The sequence below is a fragment of the Stenotrophomonas sp. PI_27 genome, from assembly GCF_027854495.1.
GTDB lineage: Bacteria > Pseudomonadota > Gammaproteobacteria > Xanthomonadales > Xanthomonadaceae > Stenotrophomonas > Stenotrophomonas pavanii.
In genome coordinates, this window is record NZ_JAJNOF010000001.1 from 84713 (window position 1) to 102274 (window position 17562).

At 68.0% G+C, this 17562-nt stretch carries 16 protein-coding genes and 1 tRNA gene; 12 read left to right on the forward strand and 5 right to left on the reverse strand.

Features of this window, described 5'->3' with window-relative positions:
* Positions 1-37: 37 nt before the first annotated feature.
* A complete protein-coding gene (trxA, locus tag LRM18_RS00400; RefSeq protein WP_164689039.1) occupies positions 38-895 on the reverse strand; it encodes a thioredoxin in 858 nt (285 codons plus the stop codon).
* Between the two features lie 36 nt (positions 896-931).
* On the opposite strand from trxA, the gene LRM18_RS00405 reads away from it, so the two are divergent.
* The 10 genes from LRM18_RS00405 (at position 932) to LRM18_RS00450 (ending at position 9114) form a co-directional block, all read left to right on the forward strand.
* Positions 932-1165 carry a hypothetical protein gene (locus LRM18_RS00405; protein WP_270949028.1) on the forward strand — a complete coding sequence of 78 codons (234 nt, stop codon included), beginning with the start codon at positions 932-934 and terminating at the stop codon, positions 1163-1165.
* A complete protein-coding gene (locus LRM18_RS00410) occupies positions 1146-1745 on the forward strand; it encodes a DUF998 domain-containing protein (protein WP_064238957.1) in 600 nt (199 codons plus the stop codon). The genes LRM18_RS00405 and LRM18_RS00410 overlap by 20 nt, the downstream gene beginning before the upstream one ends.
* Before the next feature lie 105 nt (positions 1746-1850).
* On the forward strand, positions 1851-4493 hold the full coding sequence (gene leuS / locus LRM18_RS00415; protein ID WP_154330999.1) for a leucine--tRNA ligase: 2643 nt from the start codon (positions 1851-1853) through the stop codon (positions 4491-4493).
* 136 nt (positions 4494-4629) lie between these two features.
* Positions 4630-5214 carry an LPS assembly lipoprotein LptE gene (lptE, locus tag LRM18_RS00420; RefSeq protein WP_053460994.1) on the forward strand — a complete coding sequence of 195 codons (585 nt, stop codon included), beginning with the start codon at positions 4630-4632 and terminating at the stop codon, positions 5212-5214.
* 12 nt (positions 5215-5226) lie between these two features.
* On the forward strand, positions 5227-6264 hold the full coding sequence (holA, locus tag LRM18_RS00425) for a DNA polymerase III subunit delta (protein WP_057494618.1): 1038 nt from the start codon (positions 5227-5229) through the stop codon (positions 6262-6264).
* Between the two features lie 3 nt (positions 6265-6267).
* A complete protein-coding gene (nadD, locus tag LRM18_RS00430) occupies positions 6268-6933 on the forward strand; it encodes a nicotinate-nucleotide adenylyltransferase (RefSeq protein WP_057494617.1) in 666 nt (221 codons plus the stop codon).
* Positions 6934-6991: 58 nt separating this feature from the next.
* Positions 6992-7402, forward strand: coding sequence for a ribosome silencing factor (rsfS, locus tag LRM18_RS00435; protein WP_005410536.1), 411 nt, complete (start codon positions 6992-6994; stop codon positions 7400-7402).
* A gap of 64 nt (positions 7403-7466) precedes the next feature.
* Positions 7467-7937 carry a 23S rRNA (pseudouridine(1915)-N(3))-methyltransferase RlmH gene (gene rlmH / locus LRM18_RS00440; RefSeq protein WP_014647944.1) on the forward strand — a complete coding sequence of 157 codons (471 nt, stop codon included), beginning with the start codon at positions 7467-7469 and terminating at the stop codon, positions 7935-7937.
* A 22-nt stretch (positions 7938-7959) separates the two neighbouring features.
* Positions 7960-8036, forward strand: a tRNA-Asn gene (locus LRM18_RS00445).
* A 109-nt stretch (positions 8037-8145) separates the two neighbouring features.
* Positions 8146-9114, forward strand: a complete 969-nt coding sequence (locus LRM18_RS00450) for an alpha/beta hydrolase (protein ID WP_270949077.1) — start codon at positions 8146-8148, stop codon at positions 9112-9114.
* A 48-nt stretch (positions 9115-9162) separates the two neighbouring features.
* Here the strand turns inward: LRM18_RS00450 and arcD are convergent, their stop codons facing one another.
* From arcD to LRM18_RS00470, 4 genes are all read right to left on the reverse strand, one after another.
* A complete protein-coding gene (gene arcD / locus LRM18_RS00455) occupies positions 9163-10584 on the reverse strand; it encodes an arginine-ornithine antiporter (RefSeq protein WP_154330997.1) in 1422 nt (473 codons plus the stop codon).
* A gap of 157 nt (positions 10585-10741) precedes the next feature.
* Positions 10742-13537, reverse strand: coding sequence for a TonB-dependent receptor (locus tag LRM18_RS00460; protein WP_053460991.1), 2796 nt, complete (start codon positions 13535-13537; stop codon positions 10742-10744).
* A 199-nt stretch (positions 13538-13736) separates the two neighbouring features.
* Positions 13737-14387: an energy transducer TonB gene (locus LRM18_RS00465; protein ID WP_164689036.1), complete on the reverse strand. Its 651-nt coding sequence runs from the start codon at positions 14385-14387 to the stop codon at positions 13737-13739.
* Between the two features lie 215 nt (positions 14388-14602).
* A complete protein-coding gene (locus LRM18_RS00470) occupies positions 14603-15340 on the reverse strand; it encodes an SIMPL domain-containing protein (RefSeq protein WP_049412455.1) in 738 nt (245 codons plus the stop codon).
* Positions 15341-15470: 130 nt separating this feature from the next.
* On the opposite strand from LRM18_RS00470, the gene LRM18_RS00475 reads away from it, so the two are divergent.
* Together LRM18_RS00475 and rng are read left to right on the forward strand one after the other, a co-directional pair.
* Positions 15471-16079: a Maf family nucleotide pyrophosphatase gene (locus LRM18_RS00475; RefSeq protein WP_049467849.1), complete on the forward strand. Its 609-nt coding sequence runs from the start codon at positions 15471-15473 to the stop codon at positions 16077-16079.
* Positions 16072-17559, forward strand: a complete 1488-nt coding sequence (gene rng, locus LRM18_RS00480) for a ribonuclease G (RefSeq protein ID WP_019662105.1) — start codon at positions 16072-16074, stop codon at positions 17557-17559. Before LRM18_RS00475 ends, rng begins: the two co-directional genes overlap by 8 nt.
* The last annotated feature ends 3 nt before the right edge of the window (positions 17560-17562 follow it).

Here is a 17562-nt window from a genome sequence, read left to right on the forward strand (position 1 = left end):
GTTCAGTGCAGGGATTCTGAACGGAGCGGGCTCCTGTTCAGAACAGCAGCGACGCCATGCGGCGGCGGTACTGGCCAACCAGGTCCTCGTCGGCGATCACATTGAAGGCGTCGATCAGGGCCTTGCGCGGCAGGCCTTCCTCGAATCCGCGGTCGATCCGCAGCATTTCCAGGAACTGGGCCAGCGCGGCCTCGTCATGGCCGCCCAGCAGCAGCTGCACGCCGCGCAGGTGGCGGGCCCGGAGATCCTTGCCATCAGCGGCGATGCGCGCGTCGAGCACCTCGGCCGGCGGGGCGTCCTTCAGCGCGGCGGCGAAGGCCAGACGGGCGCGCGCGCGCACGGCACGGTCGTCGGTGGCCAGATTGGCCGGCAGGCCGTCGATCAGGGTGCCAGCCTCGTCGACGCCGCCGATCTGCAGCAGGGCCAGGGCGAGGTCGAGCTTCAGCTCATCCTTGTCCGGTTCGGCGGCGATCTGCGCGCGCAGCACGTCGACCTGCGCCTGCGGGTCCAGCGGCGTGTCGTCTTCGGGGGCGGCATCGCCGAGATCGGCCGGCACGACGCCATGCTGGGCCAGGAACTCACGCAGCTGGCCTTCCGGAATCGCGCCGGGGAATCCATCCACCAGCTGGCCGCCCTTGACCAGGAACACGGTGGGCACCGACCGGATCTGGAAGGCCGCCGCGATCTGCTGTTCCTTGTCGACGTCGACCTTGGCCAGCTCGAAGGCGCCGTTGTACTCGGCGGCCAGCTTTTCCAGCATCGGGCCCAGGGTCTTGCACGGCCCGCACCAGGTGGCCCAGAAGTCGACCAGCACTGGCGTCTGCAGCGACTTCTGCAGGACTTCGGCCTCGAAGGTCGCAGTGGTGGCGTCGAATACGTAGGTCGTCTCGGTCATGGGGGAGGCATCGCTTGGTCTCTGGAGACCGATTCTATGGTGACGATCGATGTCGGTCTCAACCCTGCCATCACATCCCGAGCACCCGCGCGGCGGGCCCACAGGCCCGCGGTGACGGCCCAGGGGCGCGGCACGCAGTACCGCGCGTGGCTCACCCACCTGCCGATGCTGAAACGCACGACCGCTTGGCGCTTCGTGCCGCTGCCGCGACAATGCGGTGGTCCATTCCTGTTCCGGGTGTTTGCGCGCGATGTCTGTGGTCCGGCTTGATCGGTGGTTGGGGCTGCTTGCTGCAGTCGCGTTCGTCCTTGCCGTGGCCGGCTTTGGTGCTGGCCTGGACGGCTATGCCCAGGGCCGCCACCCGGTGGCGCTGCTGGGCGCGCGCGGGGTGCCGCATGCGTTGGCCTTCAATCTCGTCGGCTTCGTGCTGCCCGGACTGTTGGCGGCGGGGGTGGCTGAACGCCTGCGGCGCACCCTGCCGACCGGGGCCGGCTGGGCGCCGCGGGTCGGCAGCCAGATGCTGCTGCTGGCCGGCCTGGCGTTTGCCGCAATGGGCGCGCTGCCGCTGGACGTGGACGACCTGCATGGGCCGGCCAGCCAGCTGCATGCCAGTGCCTGGATGATCTGGGTACTGGGCTTCGTCGCCGGCAGCGTGCTGCTGGCCGTGTCCGGTCTGCGCCAGGCGCATGGCCGCGCTCTGGGCGTCCTGGCGCTGGGCTGCGGCGTGCTGGCCGCGCTGGCGGCGTTTGCCCTGCAGGGCGTACTGCCGGCGCCGCTGGCCCAACGGCTGGCGTTTGCCTGCTGGGCGGTCTGGCTGGCTGCGGCCCTGCCGCTGTCGCGCCTGCGCTGAGACGGCCCCGGCAGCGCGGCGGCGCTGCTCTCCGGCGGGCAGGATTGGAGACGTTTGCCGCACTGCGGTACGCTGTACCGCTTTGCCGCCGCATCCGCGTGTTCCATGACCAGCGCTGAAACCAACGCCTACGACCCGCAGCAGGTTGAATCCGCCGCCCAGCAGTACTGGGACGCCACCCGTGCCTTCGAGGTCGACGAGACTTCGGACAAGCCGAAGTACTACTGCCTGTCGATGCTTCCGTACCCGTCCGGTGCGCTGCACATGGGCCACGTGCGCAATTACACGATTGGCGACGTGATCAGCCGCTACAAGCGCATGACCGGCCACAACGTGCTGCAGCCGATGGGCTGGGACGCGTTCGGCCTGCCGGCGGAAAATGCCGCGATCAAGAACAAGACCGCGCCGGCGGCGTGGACCTACAAGAACATCGACCACATGCGCAGCCAGCTGAAGTCGCTGGGCTATGCCATCGACTGGTCGCGCGAGTTCGCCACCTGCCGCCCGGACTATTACGTCCACGAGCAGCGCATGTTCACCCGCCTGATGCGCAAGGGCCTGGCCTATCGTCGCAATGCCGTGGTGAACTGGGACCCGGTCGACCAGACCGTGCTGGCCAACGAGCAGGTCATCGACGGCCGCGGCTGGCGCTCGGGCGCCCTGGTCGAGAAGCGCGAGATCCCGCAGTGGTTCCTGCGCATCACCGACTACGCCCAGGAGCTGCTGGATGGCCTGGACGAGCTGGACGGCTGGCCGGAATCGGTCAAGACCATGCAGCGCAACTGGATCGGCCGTTCCGAAGGCCTGGAAATCCAGTTCGACGTGCGCGATGTCGACGGCAGCGCGCTGGACCCGCTGCGCGTGTTCACCACCCGCCCGGACACGGTGATGGGCGTGACCTTCGTGTCGATCGCCGCCGAACACCCGCTGGCGCTGCACGCGGCGAAGAACAATCCGGAACTGGCCGCGCTGCTGGCCGACCTGAAGCAGGGCGGTGTGTCCGAGGCCGAGCTGGAGACCCAGGAAAAGCGCGGCATGGACACCGGCCTGCGCGCGCTGCACCCGGTCACCGGCGAGCCGGTCCCGGTGTGGGTCGCCAATTTCGTGCTGATGGGCTACGGCACCGGCGCGGTGATGGCGGTGCCGGGCCATGACCAGCGCGACAATGAAGTGGCCAACAAGTATGGCCTGCCGATCAAGCAGGTCATCGCGCTGAAGGACCCGCGCACTGAAGAAGAGCGCAACTGGGACGGCAGCCGCTGGCAGGACTGGTACAGCGACAAGAGCCGTGCCTTCGAACTGGTCAACTCGGCCGAATTCGACGGCCTGGACTTCCAGGGCGCCTTCGAAGCGCTGGCCGAACGTTTCGAGCGCAAGGCCCAGGGCCAGCGCCGCGTCAACTACCGCCTGCGCGACTGGGGCGTGAGCCGCCAGCGCTACTGGGGCTGCCCGATTCCGGTGATCTATTGCGCCAAGTGCGGCGCAGTGCCGGTGCCGGAAGAACAGCTGCCGGTGGTGCTGCCGGAGGACGTGGCGTTCTCCGGCACCGGTTCGCCGATCAAGACCGACCCGGAATGGCGCAAGACCACCTGCCCGGACTGCGGCGGCGCCGCCGAGCGCGAGACCGATACCTTCGATACCTTCATGGAGTCGAGCTGGTACTACGCCCGCTACACCTCGCCGGGTGCCCGTGATGCGGTCGACAAGCGCGGCAACTACTGGCTGCCGGTCGACCAGTACATCGGCGGCATCGAGCACGCGATCCTGCACCTGATGTATTTCCGCTTCTACCACAAGCTGCTGCGCGACGCGCGGATGGTGGACAGCAACGAACCGGCACGCAACCTGCTGTGCCAGGGCATGGTGATCGCCGAAACCTATTACCGCCCGAACCCGGACGGTTCGAAGGACTGGATCAACCCGGCCGATGTGGAAGTGCAGCGCGACGAGCGCGGCCGCATCACCGGTGCCACCCTGATCGCCGATGGCCAGCCGGTGGTGGTGGGCGGTACCGAGAAGATGTCCAAGTCGAAGAACAACGGCGTGGACCCGCAGGCGATGGTCGGCAAGTACGGCGCCGACACCGTGCGCCTGTTCTCGATGTTCGCCGCGCCGCCGGAGCAGTCGCTGGAGTGGAACGAGGCCGGCGTGGACGGCATGGCGCGCTTCCTGCGCCGCCTCTGGGCCCAGGTGCAGAAGCATGCCGCCGACGGCGCCGCCCCGGCGCTGGACGTTGCTGCGCTGGACGCCAACCAGAAGGCGCTGCGCCGCAAGACCCACGAAACCATCGGCAAGGTCGGTGACGACTACGGCCGCCGCCACAGCTTCAACACCGCGATCGCTGCGGTGATGGAGCTGATGAACGCACTGGCCAAGTTCGAGGACGCCAGCGAGCAGGGCCGCGCGGTGCGCCAGGAAGCGCTGCAGGCCATCGTGCTGCTGCTGAACCCGATCACCCCGCATGCCAGCCACGCCCTGTGGCAGGTACTGGGCCACGGCGAGACGCTGCTGGAAGACCAGCCGTTCCCGCAGGCCGACAGCAGCGCGCTGGTGCGCGATGCGCTGACCCTGGCGGTGCAGGTCAACGGCAAGCTGCGTGGCACCATCGAGGTCGCGGCCGACGCCGCGCGCGAGCAGGTGGAGGCACTGGCCCTGGCCGAGCCCAACGCGGCCAAGTTCATGGAAGGCCTGACGGTGCGCAAGATCATCATCGTGCCGGGCAAGATCGTGAACATCGTCGCCGCCTGATGTACCCCGCACCGTCCGCCCGCGTGGCGGACGGTGCCTTTCCGGTGCAGGGCCAGGCGGTTGATGGCCCTGCATTCACGCGGCTTCGGGCAGGCTGTGTGTTGCCGTGATCGCCCGGCTCCGCCAGACTGTCTCCATGACCCGAATCCTGCTTGCCCTCGTTCTTGTCCTCGGCCTTGCCGGCTGCGGCTTCCATCTGCGCAACAAGCTGATGTTGCCGACCGACACCGCCCCGGTGAAGGTGGTGTCCACCGCTCCGTACAGCGAACTGGTCAAGCTGCTCAACCGCAGCCTGCTGGCCTCCGGCGCCAGGCTCGCCGACGAAGACAGCAAGGAGCCCAGTGCCCAGCTGCAGGTGCTGTCCGAGCGCTGGGGTGACCTGCCGATCGCCATCGACTCGCAGGGCCGCGCACAGGAATACAGCCTGCGCTACGCGGTGATCTTCATCTTCCGCCGCGAGGATGGCAGCGAGCTGGTGCCGCAGCAGGTGATTGAGCTGTCGCGCGATTACGTGTCGCCGCCGACCGACGCTACCGGTACCACCACCGAACGCGAAATCCTGGCCACGGAGCTGCGCCGGGAAATGTCCGCCTCGATCATCCGCCGCATCGACAGCGTGGTCCGCGCCGAGCTCGACAAGGGGGGCAGCCTGTCCGCGCCGAAGCCGAAGCCGATCGAGGGTGCGGTGCCGGCCGTGCCGGCCGCCGACGCCAAGCACTGAGCGGCAGCGACGATGGAACTGCGTCCGGAGCAGCTGGCCAGCCAGGGCGCTGACACCCCCTTGGCGCCGGTGTACCTGATCGCAGGCCCGGAGACCCTGCGCGTGCTGGAGGCGGCCGATGCCATCCGCGCGCGCGCGCGCGCCTCGGGCATCGGCGAACGCGAGGTGTTCGACGCCGACGGCCGTGACTTCGACTGGAACCAGCTCGACGCCAGCTTCAACGCGCCCAGCCTGTTCAGTGCCCGCCGCCTGGTCGAGGTGCGCCTGCCCAGCGGCAAGCCGGGCAAGGACGGTGCCGAGGTGATCAGCCAGTTCTGCGCCAACCCGGCGCCGGACGTGGTGCTGATGATCACTGCCAATGAATGGAGCAAGGCCCATCAGGGCAAGTGGGCCGAGGCGGTCAGCCGCACCGGCGTGCTGTCGGTGGCCTGGGCGATCAAGCCGCACGAACTGCCGGACTGGATCGAACGCCGCCTGCGCGGCAAGGGCCTGCGTGCCGATCCCGCCGCCGTGCAGCGCCTGGCCGAGCGGGTGGAAGGCAATTTGCTGGCCGCGGCCCAGGAAATCGACAAGCTGGCGCTGCTGGCCGACGGCCAGCCGCTGGATGTGGAACGGATGGAGTCGCTGGTGGCTGACGCCGCCCGCTACGACGTGTTCCGGCTGGTGGAGGCGACGTTCTCCGGCCAGCCACCGGCCGTGCTGCGCATGCTGGCCGGCCTGCGCGGTGAAGGCGAGGCGGTGGCTGCATTGATGCCGATCGTGATCCGCGAACTGCTGGCGGGTGCCGGCCTCGCGCGCGTGCAGGCGCGTGGCGGCAACCTGGCCGCCGAGATGAAATCGCGTGGCATCTGGGAATCGCGGCAGGCGCCCTACAAGCGCGCGCTGCAACGTCACCCGGAAGGCAAGCGCTGGGAGCGCTTCGTGGCCGAAGCCGGGCTGGTCGATCGCATCGCCAAGGGGCGGGCCGACGGCGATGCCTGGCTGGCGCTGGAGCGCCTGCTGGTGGCGGTGGCCGAGCCGCGTGCCGTGCGCCTGCTGGCACGGGCCTGAGCGATGAGCCTGCGGATCTATTACGGGGGCACCTTCGATCCGGTGCACCTGGGGCACCTGGCGATCGCGCGGGCCGCCCGCGACGAACTGCAGGTGGCCGTGCGCATGCTGCCGGCGGCCGATCCGCCGCATCGCGCGGTGCCGGGCGCAACCGCTGAACAGCGCTTTGCCATGCTTTCTCTGGCCATCGGCGATGAACCCGGCCTTCTGCTGGACCATCGCGAGCTGGACCGTGCCAGCCGCTTTCCCGGTCGCCCGTCCTATACCGTCGACACCCTGCGCGAACTGCGTGCCGAGCTGGGCCCGAGCCGGCCACTGGCCTGGCTGGTCGGCGCCGACAGCCTGCTGGGCCTGTCGGCCTGGCACGAGTGGGAGGCCCTGTTCGGGCTGGCCCACTTCGTCGTGGCCGAACGGCCGGGCAGCCCCCTGCAGGGGGCGGTCGACGGCGCGCTGGGGCGTGCCCTGCAAGGGCGCTGGTCCGACAACGAGCAGGCCCTGTTCGCCAGCCCGGCCGGGCGCATCCTGCGCCTGCACCACCCGCTGCGCGAAGAATCGGCCAGCACCGTGCGTGCGCAGATCGCCGCCGGTGGCCCCTGGCGCGCGCTGCTGCCGCCGGCCGTGGCCGACTATGTCGCTGCACACGGCCTGTACCGCCCGGCCACAGCGTGAATGGCGCGGCCGCGCCATCCCCGTATAATCGCCCCCACGTTTACCGAGTCGATCCACTTTGAGCAACCAGACCCAGCCCCAGACCATCAAGGTCGATCTGCCCAGCCCGCCGCCGTCCGTGCCGGAACTGCTGGCCAGCGTCCGCCAAGCCACCGAAGACCTGAAGGCCAAGGACCTGGTCGAGATCGATGTGCGCGGCCGGTCCAGCGTTGCCGATTACATGATCGTCGTCTCGGGTACTTCGACCCGCCACGTCAAGTCGATCGCCGATGAAGTCGTGCGCTTCGCCAAGAACCTCGACGTGATGCCGCTGGGTGTCGAAGGCGAGCGCGAAGCCGAATGGGTGCTGGTCGATCTGGGCGACGTGATCGTCCACGTGATGCTGCCGCGCGTGCGTGAGTTCTACGCCCTCGAGCGCCTGTGGACCGTCGGCGACCAGCCGCCATCCAGCGACGACGAAGTGGCCTGAGCCGCACGTTGATGCATCCCTTCGACGGCGCCGATGGCGCCGTCGACGTTTTGGAGGACCGTTGATGAAAGCCCGCCTGATCGCCACCGGTGAACGCGCGCCCAGCTGGGTCGCGCAGGGCTTCGCCGAATACCAGAAGCGGTTGTCGCACTGGCTGCCGTTCGAGCTGGTGGAGATCGAGCCCGGCCTGCGCGGCAAGGGGCGTGATCCGCGGCGCGCCACCGAAGAGGAAGGCAAGCGTGTGATCGCCGCGCTGCCGAAGAACGCCTATGTGGTGGCGCTGGATGTGCCAGGGCGGCAACTGAGCTCCGAACAGCTGGCGCAGCGCCTGGAACACTGGCGCGGGCAGGGCAGGGACCTGGCGTTCCTGATCGGTGGCCCGGAAGGGCATTCGCCGGAGGTGTCCGCGCTGGCCGACGAGAAGTGGTCGATCGGGCCGCTGACGCTGCCGCACATGCTGGTGCGCCTGGTGGTGGCCGAGCAGCTTTATCGCGCCGCCGCAATGATTGCCAATCACCCCTACCATCGCGCGTGAAGAGGCGTTATACTAGTCGTCTGCCCGAATAGCTCAGCCGGTTAGAGCACTTGACTGTTAATCAGGGGGTCGTTGGTTCGAGTCCAACTTCGGGCGCCACCTTGAGAAACCTGCATCGCGAGATGCAGGTTTTTTTTTGCCGTTTGTGGCGTCGAGCTGCGTCAGTCGAGCATGGCTCGACTCTACAATGCAGTGTCATCGACCAGAGATGTTGATTGTGCGCGCACGCCTGTTCATGGGTTCTCTGCTGCTTGCGATCGTGTCGTGCGCCGCAGCGGAGGTCGCGCCGCCCACCTGGCATCCGCCACAGGGCGCCACCGAATTTGCGCTGTGGCCGCAGGGCAGGGTAATGGTGCCGCCGAAACTGAAAGGCCCCGAGCAGGTCAGCGACGTGACCTCTGAAGCCAGTGGCGAACACTGGAAGATGCTGCAGAACGTGGCCGTGCCGACCCTCACCGTGTTTGCGCCGAAGGGGCCGCCCAATGGCACCGCGGTAATGGTGGTGCCCGGCGGAGGCTACCGGGTGCTGGCGATGGACCTGGAAGGCAGCGAGATCTGCGACTGGTTGACCGCGCAGGGCGTCACCTGTGCACTGCTGAAGTACCGCGTGCCCGCCTCCGGCCCGAACTGGGATCCCGAGTGCAACTGCCGCGACATTCCGAAGGTGCCGATGGCCCTGCAGGATGCACAGCGCGCAATGGGCCTGCTGCGCGCGCAGGCCGAGCGCTGGTCCATCAATCCGAAGCGGGTCGGGGTGATCGGCTTTTCCGCCGGTGGTCACGTGGTGGCGGGACTGAGCACGCACGCGCTGCGCAGCTACGCGCCGGTCGATGCCGCGGATGAGCAGCCGAGCCGCCCCGATTTCGCGATGGTGATGTATTCCGGGCACCTGTGGGCGGGGCACGGAAAGGGGTTGTCGCTGGTCAAGGACATCACCGTGGATGACAAGGTGCCGCCGACGTTCATCGCGCAGGCCACCGACGATCGCACCGATGACGTGCGCGAATCACTGGCCTACTACCGTGCCCTGATCGACGCGGGCGCGCCGGTGGAAATGCACCTGTTTGCCCGCGGCGGCCATGCATTCGGGCTGCGCATGAAGGATGCACCGGTCGCGGCGTGGCCGCGGCTGGCCGAGCGCTGGATGCAGGATATCGGCATGCTGGCGAAGCCGTGAGCGCCGAACCCATGTTCGGCTGCTCTGTTTCGTAGCATCGGCTCGGCTCTACAGTTTCAGGTCACCCTTGCAGAACGCCACCAGCGTGGCGATCGCCACCGCCAGGATCGCGCCGAACAGCACCCATTCCCAACGCGTGAATACCGGCTCGCCGCGCTGGCGCCGGGCCAGTGCGAACAGCACCACGCCGGGCACGTACAGCAGCACCGACAACAGCAGATTGTCGAGGCCGCCGGCATACACCAGCCACAGCGCGTAGGCGCTGGCCAGCAATGCGACCGCGAAATCACGCCAGCGCACACCGGGCTCATCGGCGTAGGCCTGCCCGCGCCAGGCCAGCTGTACGCCGAATGCCGTGGACAGGAAGTAGGGCACCAGGCTCATCGACGCAGCGAGCAGCACCAGCCCGGTGTAGCTGCCCGAACTGACCAGCACCAGCAGCAGGAACAACTGGATCAGGCCATTGCTCAGCCACAGTGCATTGGCCGGCACGCCACGCGCGTTCTCGCGGCCGAGGAAGGCCGGCATGGTGCCATCACCGGCGGCGGCGTACAGCACTTCGGCGCACAGCAGCACCCAGGCCAGCAATGCGCCGAGCACGGAGATGATCGAACCGATGATGATCACCGTCGCGCCCCATTCGCCGACAATGGCGCGCAGCACGTAGGCCATCGATGGGTTGGGCAGCCCGGCCAGTTCCGCCTGCGACAGCACGCCCATCGACAGCAGGCTGACCAGCACCAGCAGCAGCCAGACCCCGAGGAAACCGATCACGGTGGCACGGCCGACATCGGCGCGCCGAGCCGCGCGCCGCGAGTAGATGCTGGCGCCTTCGATGCCGATGAACACCCACACGGTGACCAGCATCATGCCGCGCAGTTGCTGGCCGAGATCGCCGAGGGCGGGCGTGCCGAGGAAATCGGCCCGGAACACGTCCATGCGGAACGCGCCTGCGGCCAGGACCAGGAACAGTGCGATGGGCAGCAGCTTGGCCACCGTCACCAGGCCGTTGACGATGGCGGCCGTGCGCAGGCCGCGCAGCACCAGCAGGTGCACGGTCCACAGCAGCACGGACGATGCCGCCACGGCGGCCGGGGTGTTGCCTTCACCGAACACCGGCATGAAGTGGCCCAGGCCACTGAAGATCAGCACGAAGAAGCTGGCATTGCCGAGTACCGAGGCCACCCAGTAGCCCCACGCCGCGGAGAAGCCGATGTAGTTGCCGAAGCCTTCGCGCGCGTAGGCGTAGATGCCGGTATCAAGATCCGGCCGACGGTTGGCCAGGGCCTGGAACACGAAGGCCAGCATCAGCATGCCGGCGCCACTGACGGCCCAGCCGATCAGCGCGGCGGCCGGACCGGCACTGCGCGCGACGTTCTGCGGCAGCGAAAAGATGCCGGCGCCGACCATCGAGCCGACCACCAGTGCGGTCAGCGCGGGCAGGCCCAGCCGTTGCGATGTTGCGGCCATGGAGATCCCCTGCGGCGGCGATGCCGCAGGGACACGGTAGCCGTGTACCTGTGAACAGGCCTGCAAGAAAGGCCTGGCCCGCTGGCGCGCGTCCGTGCCGGAACGACGAAGGCCCGGGCAATGGCCCGGGCCTTCGAGGGTGACACTGCAACCGGACTTACTTGAACGTGTACTTGAAGCCGACGGTGTAGTAACGGCCCAGCGCACCGGAGAAGTGCATCGGGTTGTAGTTCACTGCGCCGTAGGTGGTCGGGTCGAGCGGGGCGATGCGGTCGAACACGTTGGCCACCGAGGCGTTGAGTTCGAACGAGTCGTTGATGCTCCAGCGACCGGACAGGTCCATCGTGGTGAACGAGGAGATCTTCGTCACCGGCGTGCCGTCAGCGTAGAAGGCCAGGTAGCTGCCACCGCGGCTGTCGGTGTTGTCCATCTTGCTGATGTAGTTGACGATGCCGCTGACGCTCCACGGGCCCTGCTTCCAGGTGGTGCCGAAGTTGACCTTGTCCTTCGGGGTACCGATGCAGTTGGTGACGTCGCAGTTGCCGTGGGTACCCACGTAATCAACCGTGTCGCCGCCTTCGGTGCGCTCGAACTTCAGGATGTGGCTCCACTGCAGGTCCAGCTCGAGCTGGCCCGGGCCGATCTCGAAGGTCTGGCGGATGTCGGTATCGATACCGCGGACACGCGACGAGCTGGCATTCACGTAGCCGGTGTTGACTGCCAGGATCGTGCCGCTGTTGGCCACGCCATTGAGATTGTTGCTGTCGCGCAGCACGTTGCCGGCGAGGATCGCCGCCGAGGTGCTGCCCTGCACGATCTCGTTGGTGCGCTTGATCTGCCAGGCATCGACGGTCATCGACGTGGTCGAGGTCGGCTGCAGCACGATGCCGACCGAGTAGCTCTTGGACTCTTCCGGCTTCAGCAGCTTGTTCGGCTTGGTGATGATCGCCACCGAGTTGGCGCCACACTCGCTGGCCGCACCACCGCTGATCTGGCAACGCACCGGGTCGACCGCGGTGGAGAAGGCGGCCAGGCCACCGTCACCGTTCTCGGCCGGGTTCGGCGCGCGGAAACCTTCGGCGTAGCTGGCGCGCAGGGCGATCCAGTCGGCCGGGGTCCACTTCACGCCCAGCTTCGGCGTGGCCTTGCCTTCACCGCTTTCGTACTTGTCATAGCGCACAGCACCGGACAGTTCCAGCTGTTCCAGCACCGGTGCCGACAGTTCGACGTAGCCGGCATACACGTTCTGGGTGCCGTCATAGGCCGAGTAGCCCAGGCCGATGATGTCGCCCTGGTCGGTGTAGGTCTGCGGGGTCAGGCTGTTGCTGGTCTTGCGCCATTCGGTACCGATCGCCAGGCCCAGCGGGCCACCCTTCAGGTCCGCCAGGCTGCGCGAGACGGTGAAGTCGAACATGTCCAGGCTGGACTTGGCGCGGGCACTGATCGTGGGCGAGATGTAGTCGTACAGGGCCTGCGAGTTCTTGCCCGCATCGTCACCGATGCGCCACACGCCACCGGCGCAGTTGGCATTGCCCAGCGCACAGCGAACGGCGCTGTAGCGCAGGAAGCCGGTGCGCTTGTTGGTCAGGTCGGTGCCCGAGTGCAGGTAGGCGGTGTCGTAGGTCCAGTCACCCCAGTTGCCCTTGACGCCGACCAGGAAGCGGTTGAACTCATTGGTGTTGTCGGTGACGCGCGGGCCGACATCCCAGGCGGAGTAGCGCACGCGGCGCGCGGTGCCGGGGGTCGGGTTGTCCGGGTGGTTCGGGCCGAGCACGGTCGCGCCGTCGCCGCTGTTGGCGTTGACCGGGCCGCCCGGGTAGCCCCAGCCGCCCGACACGCCGGACGGGGTGTTGCTGAAGATGGTTTCCTTCTTCGAGTAGCCGATCTCGGTGTAGATCTCGCCGCCTTCACCGAAGGCGAAGCTGGCGCGGCCGAACACGTTGACGTACTTCTCTTCCGGAATCAGGTCGCGGTACTGCTGCGCCGGATCCCACAGGCAGCCATCGGCGGCGATGCTGGCCGGGGTCTGTCCACCGATGGTGGTCAGGCCGGTACAGCCCGGCAGCGGCACCAGGTGGCCGGTGGCGTCGAGGTAGGAACCGTTCGGGCCGGAACCACCGGAGGTGCCGCCACGGGTATATGCACCGCCCAGGAACTGGGCGGTCTTGTCATAGCCCCACGGGCGCGTGTCGCCGGTGCCGATCCACTTGCGGTTCTTGCGGTCGCTGATCTTGATCGCGTCGGTCTTGCCGACGTCCAGGCTGAAGAATGCGTTCCAGCCGTCGGTGGCCAGATCGCCGGTACCGGCGGTCAGGGTCGCCTTCTTCGCGTCGCCATCGCTGTCACCGGACAGGCCGTAGGAGCCACGCAGGATGGCACCCTGGAAGTCGCTGCGCAGGATGATGTTGACCACGCCGGCGATGGCGTCGGAGCCATAGATGGCCGAGGCGCCGTCCTTGAGCACTTCCACGCGCTCGACGGCATCGAGCGGAATGGTGCTGAGGTCGGTGAAGACCTTCTGGCCGTCATCGGCCAGGCCATAGGTGGCCATGCGGCGGCCGTTCAACAGCACCAGCGTCGAGCCGGCACCCAGGCCACGCAGCGAGATGCCGGCGCCACCGCCGGCGAAACCGTTGCCGAAGGTCTTGGGAATCGAGCCGGCGCCATCGGCGGTGATGGTCTGCAGGTACTCGGCCAGCGAGGTCTTGCCGGTGCGGTCGATTTCCTGGCGGGTCACCACCTGCACCGGCGACGGTGTCTCGGTGTTGGTGCGCGGAATGTTGGAGCCGGTGACCGTGATGCGGTCGAGGTTGGTGGCCTTTTCCTGCGCGAAGGCGGAGGAGGAAGCGACGGCGCCGGCCAGCAGCAGGGCGCCGCCGGTGAGGATGTGGGTGATGGACGATGCCAGGGTGCTGCGGCGGCGGCTGGCGGGCCGTTGGATCGGGTGTTTCACAGCTTCTCTCCTAACTGGAAAACCGTAGCGTTGAGGGCTGTCGCCGGATCGATGCCGGGACGCGCCAATCTAGGTTTCCTGCAGGTGACGAAGTCGTGAAATTTTGCTTAATCAGTAACGCTTGGTCCCGCCCCGTCCGCATTCCGGACGCAAGCCCCGGGGCAGGCGGCCCGGCGCGAGGCCGGGCCGGTGGTGGGGCTCAGTCGGGCAGCGAGAACTGCACCGGTATCAGGCCGATGGCCGGAACGGCCATGCCGTCACGCTGGGCGGGCTCGAAGCGCCAGTGCCGGAGCACCTGCTGGCGGGCGGCCTGGTCCAGGTTGCGCGAGCCACTGCTGCGCTCGACGCTGACCGCGACCGGTTGGCCATGGCTGTCCACTTCCACCCGCAACAGCACCGTGCCCTGTTCGTGGTTGCGCAGGGACTGGATCGGGTAGGCCGGCGGAGGGGCGCTGCGATACTGCAGCTGGGCGCCGGCCAACGGGGTGGACGCGTCGATGCTGGGCGCCAGCTGCGGCGGAGCCGGTTCGGCGGCCTGCAGCGCGATGCCCTGGGTCTCCTCCACGGTCGCGGTGGGCGCGGGCAGTGGCGGTATCACCGGCTGCGTTCGCGGTTTCGGCACCACCTGGACGATCTCCTTGGGCGGGACCGGCACCGGCGGCGTCGGCGGGGGCGGGATCTTCTCGATCAGCCGGACCGGCGTCTTTTCACGCGGGACCTGCACGGCCTGGTAGGTCGCAGGGATGAGCAGCAACAGGAAGGCCAGCAGGTGCAGGGCGATCGCCGCGCTCCAGGCGGCCACCCGGGCGGGGTCGAAATGCAGGGATGCAACGGGGTACGTACGAACCATGATCCACCTCCATGCCAGTGACGAAGTCCTCAACGCACCAGGGTCCGTGGCGGGGTTGCCGCACGCGGCTGGCACTGCATCAGTAGCGCGGCCGGGCCGCCACTGCATAGAGGCAGGGGCAGGGGTGTTGGGCTGGCCTTCAGCCAGCGCCGTCGGAACGCATGAAAAAGGCGGGCCCCAGCGGGACCCGCCTCTGTCGGCCAGGGCAGACGCGGTCAGCGGCCCAGTTCGAACACCACGTCCAGGTTGACCGAGACGGTGGATTCACCCGGCGCGACCGGGGTGGCCTTGTCCATCGCCGCACCGGCCGCCATGGTGCGCATCATCGGCATCGGGCGGAAACCGCCGTTGCTGTTCTCGGAGATGCTGACGATGCGGCGCACCTGCAGGCCCAGCGACCTGGCGTAGGTCTGGGCGCGGGCCTGGGCCTTCTTCAGGGCGGCCAGGCGGGCTTCGTCATAGACCGGCTCGGGCTGGTCGATCTCGAAGCTGGGCCCGTTGATCTGGTTGGCGCCCTGCGCGGCCAGCGCGTCCAGCACCTTGCCGAGCTTGGCGATGTCGCGCACCTTGAGGCTGACCGTGTTGCTGGCCTGGTAGCCGGTGATCTTCGGCGCTTCGTTGTCGGCGTAGCGGTACTGCGGATTGAGGCTGACGCCGCTGGTCTGCACGTCGCGCTCGGCAATGCCGGCGGCCTTGATCGCGGCCAGCACCTTGTCCATCTGCTGGGCGTTCTGGCGCATGGCGCTGTTGCCGTCGGCGGCCTGGGTGACCACGCCGGCGGACAGCGTGGCCACGTCCGGTACACGGGTGGCCTCGGCGTTGGCCGAGATGTTCAGCAGGGTGCCTTCGGCCGGGGCGGCGATCGGCGGCGACGGCGGAGCGGCATGGGCGGTCATCGAGGTTCCAAGGGCGAGGGACAGGGCGAGCAGCAGCGGGGTGGCGGTCAGGCGCATGGGATCTCCTTGTTGTGGCGGTGAGGGTGGTGTCGTAGCGATGAACGCGCTGTGAGCCTGATCGGGGTTGCAGCGGTTCCGTAACGGGTTGCCGACGATTCAGGCGGTGGCCTCAGGTTATGCTGTGCCGATGCTCTATCTTGCTTCCCGCTCCCCCCGACGCAACCAGCTGCTGGCCCGACTCGGACGCCCCTTCCAGGCCCTTGACCTGGAGGTCGTCGAGCAGCGCGCGGCCACTGAAAGCGCCGAACAGTATGTGTGCCGGGTTGCCGCCGACAAGGCGCGCGCCGGGCTGGCCCAAGTGCTGGCCGATGACCCGCAAGCGCGGGTGCTCGGTTCGGATACCGAGGTCGTGCTGGACGGCGAGGTCTTCGGCAAGCCGGTCGATGCCGCCGACGCGCGGGCGATGCTGGCGCGACTGGCCGGGCGCACCCACCAGGTGATGACCGCGGTGGTGGTGGTCGGCGCGGGCGGCCTGGACAGTGAGCTGGTCATTTCCGAGGTGACCTTCGCCCCGATCGACGCCGCCAGCATTGCCGCCTATGTCGCCAGCGGCGAGCCACTGGACAAGGCCGGCGCCTACGCCATCCAAGGTGGGGCCGAGCGCTGGATCGAACATCTTTCCGGCAGCTACTCCGGCGTGATGGGGCTGCCGCTGCTGCACACCGATCGTCTGCTGGCGCGTTGTGGCGTGCCAGCCCCCATTGCCGATGCCGCCAGGGAGGCTGCCGATGTCTGAGGAAATCCTGGTCAATGTGACCCCGCGCGAGACCCGGGTCGCGGTGATCGAGAACGGCATGCTGCAGGAACTGCACATCGAGCGCGGCTGGCGCCGTGGCGTGGTCGGCAACATCTACAAGGGCAAGGTGCAGCGGGTCATGCCCGGCATGCAGGCCGCCTTCGTCGAGGTCGGGCTGGAGCGCGCCGCGTTCCTGCACGCCAACGACGTGGTGCGGCCGGCGCCGGTGGCCAGTGCCGACACCGAGAACACCACGCTGCCGCCGCCGGCCAGCGTGCCGATCGTCGAGCTGCTGCGCGACGGCCAGGACATCGTGGTGCAGGTGGTGAAGGACCCGATCGGCACCAAGGGCGCCCGCCTGACCACGCAGATCAGCATTCCTTCGCGCTACATGGTGCTGCTGCCGCAGTCCAAGGTGGTGGGCGTGTCGGCGCGCATCGAGGACGAAGCCGAGCGCGCCCGCCTGAAGGCGCTGGTGACCGAGCTGTCGGCGCAGCACGGCGGCTACGGCTACATCGTGCGCACCAACGCCGAAGGCCAGCCGGCCGAGGCCATCGCCGAGGACATCGCCTACCTGTCGCGCGTGTGGAACGTGGTCGAGCGCCGTGGCCGCGAAGCGCCCTCGTGCAGCATCATCTATGAAGACCTGAGCCTGCCGCTGCGTTCGGTGCGCGACCTGATCCGCAAGGACGTGGACAAGGTGAAGGTGGACTCGAAGGAGACCTTCGGCCAGCTGCAGGCCTTCGTCGCCAAGTACATGCCGGTGCTGGCCGAGAAGCTGGAGCTGTATTCCGGCGATCGCCCGATCTTCGACATGTTCGGGGTGGAGGACGAGATCGGCCGCGCGCTGGACAAGCAGGTGCCGTTGAAATCCGGTGGCTACCTGGTGATCGACCAGACCGAGGCGATGACCACCATCGACGTCAATACCGGTTCGTTCCTCGGCCAGCGCAACCTGGAAGAAACGGTGTTCCGCACCAACCTGGAGGCTGCGCAGGCGGTGGCGCGGCAGCTGCGGCTGCGCAACCTGGGCGGCATCATCATCATCGACTTCATCGACATGGATGATGCCGAGCATCGCCGGCAGGTGCTGCGCACGCTGGAAAAGGCGCTGGCGCGCGACCACGCCAAGACCACGGTCTATGATTTCTCGCCGCTGGGCCTGGTGGAGATGACCCGCAAGCGCACGGTGGAAAGCCTGGAGCGCCAGCTGTCGGAAACGTGCCCGCAGTGCAGTGGCCGCGGCAGCATCAAGACCACCGAGACGGTGACCTACGAGATCTTCCGCGAGATCACCCGCGCGGTGCGACAGTTCGATGCCGCGCGCCTGCTGGTGATCGCGTCGACCAAGGTGGTCGCGCGCATTACCGACGAGGAGTCCGCGGCGGTGGCCGAACTGGAGGAATTCCTCGGCAAGAGCATCCGCTTCCAGGCGGACGAGCAGTACCTGCAGGAGCAATTCGATGTCGTTCTGCTCTGATCG